The 4017-nt window shown below is 65.5% G+C and carries 5 protein-coding genes; all 5 read right to left on the bottom strand.

Features of this window, described 5'->3' with window-relative positions; translation table 11 throughout:
- Window positions 1-1009: GNAT family N-acetyltransferase (locus tag JWQ89_RS03350; RefSeq protein WP_299638397.1), on the bottom strand; the 1009-nt coding region annotated here is incomplete at its 3' end.
- Between the two features lie 40 nt (window positions 1010-1049).
- On the bottom strand, window positions 1050-1811 hold the full coding sequence (locus JWQ89_RS03345) for a glycerophosphodiester phosphodiesterase family protein (RefSeq protein WP_299638395.1): 762 nt from the start codon (window positions 1809-1811) through the stop codon (window positions 1050-1052).
- 75 nt (window positions 1812-1886) lie between these two features.
- A complete protein-coding gene (locus JWQ89_RS03340; protein WP_299638393.1) occupies window positions 1887-2351 on the bottom strand; it encodes a RidA family protein in 465 nt (154 codons plus the stop codon).
- Window positions 2332-3663, bottom strand: a complete 1332-nt coding sequence (locus tag JWQ89_RS03335) for a DNA polymerase IV (protein WP_299638391.1) — start codon at window positions 3661-3663, stop codon at window positions 2332-2334. The genes JWQ89_RS03340 and JWQ89_RS03335 overlap by 20 nt, the downstream gene beginning before the upstream one ends.
- A gap of 7 nt (window positions 3664-3670) precedes the next feature.
- Window positions 3671-4017: DUF3572 family protein (locus JWQ89_RS03330; RefSeq protein WP_299638389.1), on the bottom strand; the 347-nt coding region annotated here is incomplete at its 5' end.

Raw genomic sequence — 4017 nt, 5'->3', positions numbered from 1 at the left:
CGGGATGGCCGATCCAGTGCACGGAGCGAGTCGTGGCGGGCGCATAGCCGCGCGCCAGCTTGTGTTCGCCCTGCGCGCCCGCTTCGACGACGGTCAGCCGGTGGGCGATGGCGTAGTCGATGGCCTGGTAGTAACAGAGCTCGAAGTGGAGGAACGGAACGTTGCGCGTCGTGCCCCAATAGCGGCCGTACAGGCGGTCGTGGCCGATGAGGCTGAGCGTGCCGGCAATGGGCTCGTCGCCATCATAGGCGAACATCAGCAGCACCCGGTCGGCCATGGCTTCGGAGAGCATCGAGAAGAAGCGGCGGTTGAGATAGGGGCGGCCCCATTTCCGGCTGCCGGTGTCCTGGTAGAACTCGAAAAATGCGTTCCACACGCTTTCGGTGAGGTCGGCTCCGGTGAGCCATTTTACCGTCAGCCCATCCACCTCGAGCGCATCGCGGCGCTCGCGACGGGTAACCTTGCGGTGACGCGAGGAGAGGGTGCCGAGAAAGTCCTCGAAGCTGGAAAAGCCCTCGTTGTGCCAGTGGTACTGGGTGTCATGGCGGACCAGCCAGCCAGACGAGCGGGCGAGTTCGGCCTCGGCCTCGGAGACGAAGGTTGCGTGGACCGACGAGATGTTGTTGCGGGTGGCGAGCGTCTCGGCGGTGCGGATCAGCGCGGTGCGGCTGGCATCGTCGACGGCGAGGAAGCGCGGGCCGGTGACCGGGGTGAATGGCACCGAGCACTGGAGTTTCGGATAATAGTCGCCGCCGGCGCGTTGGAAGGCATCGGCCCAGCCGTGGTCGAAGACGTACTCACCCTGCGAGTGCGACTTGAGATAGAGCGGCATGGCCCCAACGGGCGTGCCGGCGGCATCGCTGAGCAGCAGGTGCTGCGGCTGCCAGCCGGTGCGGTTGGTGGCCGAACCGGAGCGCTCCAGCGCCAGGAGGAAGGCGTGGTCGAGGAACGGGTTGTCGACGACCCCGTCATGGCTCGGCGCCAGCCCGTTCCACACCGCCGCGGGGATCTCCGCGATGGAGCCGACAACGTCAGCGCTGAGCGGCGCATCAGGCACTTGGTGGATCGAACCCCTCGAAAACGATCTGATCGGCTTTGCCGAGAACGGCGAGCGCCGCGGCCGGCGACTTGACGGTCCAGGCGCAGACGGGAATGCCGAGCGAGCGGAAGAACTTCACCGCCGGCAGGTCGAGCGACTTGTCGCGGCACGAGATGAAGTCGAAGCGAGTGAGCGGCCAGTGCAGCAGGTGGCGCAGCATGAACTTGGTGGCCGCCGACAGGTGCTGGTCCCATTCGGGCTCGTCGAAGCCATAGGTGACGATGCCGACCGGCATGGTGGCGCCGCGCTTCTTCACCTCGATGAGCAGCTTGGGATCGAAGGATTCGAGCACCACCGGGCCGCGGTAGCCCTTGAGGGCGTCCATGACGGTCTGCGCCAGTACCTCGGTCGCCGCCTGGTCGGGCTGCTGCTTGAGCTCGATCTGCAGCAGCACGCGGCCGTTGACCTGCGCCAGGAACTCGGTGAAGCGCTGCGGCGTATCGCCGGCGGCGCTGTCGAGGAGCTTGTAGCTCGCGAGTTCAGCCATGGTCCGGGCATTCACCGGCCCCGCGACGCCGGTGAGGCGGTCGAGATCGTCGTCGTGGAAAATCATCGGGATGCCGTCGCGGCTGAGCTGGACGTCGCACTCGATTGCGTAGCCGTGCTCGATCGCGGCGGCAAAAGCGCTCGCCGTGTTCTCGATGATGCCGCGCCCGCGGTCATGCAGGCCACGATGGGCGATGGGGCGATCGAAATTGGGTTTGGCGCTCATGCTTCAGCCGTCATATGGGGTGGAGAATGTGCCGGCGCTAGCAGCCCCGCATGACACTTTCGCGTCGATGCCGTCTCAGCCCTCGACTTCGATGATGCCTTCGACCTCGACGGCCGCCCCGAGCGGCAGTGATGCCATGCCGACCGCGGAGCGGGCGTGCCGGCCCTTGTCGCCGAGCACCCCGACGATGAGGTTCGATGCGCCATTGGCAACGAGGTGCTGCTCGGCGAAATCCGGAGTCGAGGCGACGAACACGGTGAGCTTCAGCACCCGCTTGACGTTGGCGAGGTCGATCCCGGCGCTGTGGACGATCTGGCTGAGGAAATTCACCGCGGCGAGCTCGGCGGCATTGCCGCCCTGGACGACATTCATGGTGTCGCCAAGCAGCCCGACCACGACCCCATCGGGGCCCGAGGAAATCTGGCCGGAGACATAGACGATGTTGCCGGTGCGGGTGACCGGGATGTAGGTGGCGACCGGCGCCTTGGGCTGGGGCAGCTCGTAGCCATATTCGCGGAGCTTATCGAGGGGGCTGGTCATCCTGGTTCTCTTCGTCTTGCTTTTCTGCGTTTCGGGCGGCGCGAGCCTTCACCCGGTCATATAGCTTGCCGCGGATCACGGCGTCACGGCCGAAGCGGTCCCGTACACGATCAATGGCCCGCTCGGCGGCGGCCCGCCGCGCCACGCCCGGTTCGATCAGATCGACCGGATCGACGCCGTCGGCCTCCGAGATGCCGCTGACTCCAATGCCGATCAAACGGAACGCCGTACCGTCGGTCTCGCGAGCGAGAAGCTGTACGCCGGTCTCGTAAAGCACATTGGCAAGCTGCGTCGGGATCATCAATTGCCGGGCCCGGGTGCGCAAGCGAAATCCAGCCGATTTCAGCTTGAGCGTCACGGTGTCGCCGAGGATGGACTTGGCCTTCAGCCGCTCCGACAGCCGCTCGCACAGCGCCAGCAACTCGGTCGAGAGGTCGTCGAAACTCTTGAGGTCGGTATTGAAGGTGGTCTCCGCCGAGACGGTCTTCATCTGGTCGTCGGTCGAGACGGTGCGGGCATCCTCGCCGCGGGCGAGGCGGGCCAGCCTGGCGCCGGAATCGCCATAGCGGCGCATAAGGTTCTCGGGCGGCGTCTGTTGCAACTGGCCGATGGTTTCGAACCCGTCCTTGCGCAGCGTCTCGGCGAACACCTTGCCGACGCCGTAGATGAGGCTTACCGGCTGCCTCGCGAGGAAGTCGACAGTCTCGGCTTTGCCGATAACCGCGAAGCCACGGGGCTTGTCGAGGTCGGAGGCGATCTTGGCGAGGAACTTATTGTGGCTGAGTCCCACCGAGATGGTGACGCCGACCTGCTGCTCGACCTGCTTGGCAAATCGCGCGAGGACGATCGCCGGGCTGGCGCGGTGCAGGGTCTCTGTGCCGGTGAGATCGAGGAACGCCTCGTCGATGGAGAGCGGCTCTACCAGTGGCGTCAGGGCATCCATCAATGCGCGAATCTGCCGGCTGACGCCGACATATTTCTGCATGTTGGGCGGGATAATCACCGCGCTTGGGCAGAGTTCGCGCGCCTTGAACATCGGCATGGCCGAGCGCACCCCGTATTGCCGGGCGATGTAGCAGCAGGTGGAGACGACGCCGCGGACGCCGCCACCGATGATCAGCGGCTTGTCGACGAGGCTCGGATCGTCCCGCTTCTCGATCGAGGCGTAGAACGCGTCGCAATCGACATGGGCGATCGAGAGCTTGCCCAGTTCCGCATGTGCAATGATTCGAGGCGAACCGCACGCACGGCAGCGGCCGAGAGGCTCGAAAGCCTCCGCCGTCGCCGAGCAGTCGCGGCAGAGCGAGAGCATTTCTCCGTTATCCCGCCGGGTTGAGCCGGGCCCAGACGCGCATGAAGTCGTCCGGCTTGAAGCTGTTGTTGGCGCAGAGCGCCAGGAGCAGCGCCTCGTTGGCAGCGAAATAATCGATCAGCCCGCGGTCCAGCCCGTCGCCGCCGGCGGCCTTGCGCAGCGCATCCGGGGAATAGCCGGTCATGGTCATGAACTCGGCGAGTTGCGCCGGGTTTTCGGCCAGGTGGTGCAGGCAGAGATCGCCCAGCGTGCGGGAGGTGAATTCGGGGGACTTGGGCAAGGGCAGGGGGCTCGGTTGGCGATTTTGGTAATCGATTGATGTTACCCTGAAGTTCGGGAAGAACACGAGTGCCC

This window comes from Devosia sp., assembly GCF_028290645.1.
GTDB lineage: Bacteria > Pseudomonadota > Alphaproteobacteria > Rhizobiales > Devosiaceae > Devosia_A.
This window is presented reverse-complemented; position numbering and strand designations above follow the sequence as displayed.

Bases quoted from the DNA above. Each gene is read 5' to 3' on its own strand.
- JWQ89_RS03345 (WP_299638395.1), bottom strand. From the start codon at position 1,811: ATGAGCGCCAAACCCAATTTCGATCGCCCCATCGCCCATCGTGGCCTG.
- JWQ89_RS03340 (WP_299638393.1), bottom strand. From the start codon at position 2,351: ATGACCAGCCCCCTCGATAAGCTCCGCGAATATGGCTACGAGCTGCCC.
- JWQ89_RS03335 (WP_299638391.1), bottom strand. From the start codon at position 3,663: ATGCTCTCGCTCTGCCGCGACTGCTCGGCGACGGCGGAGGCTTTCGAG.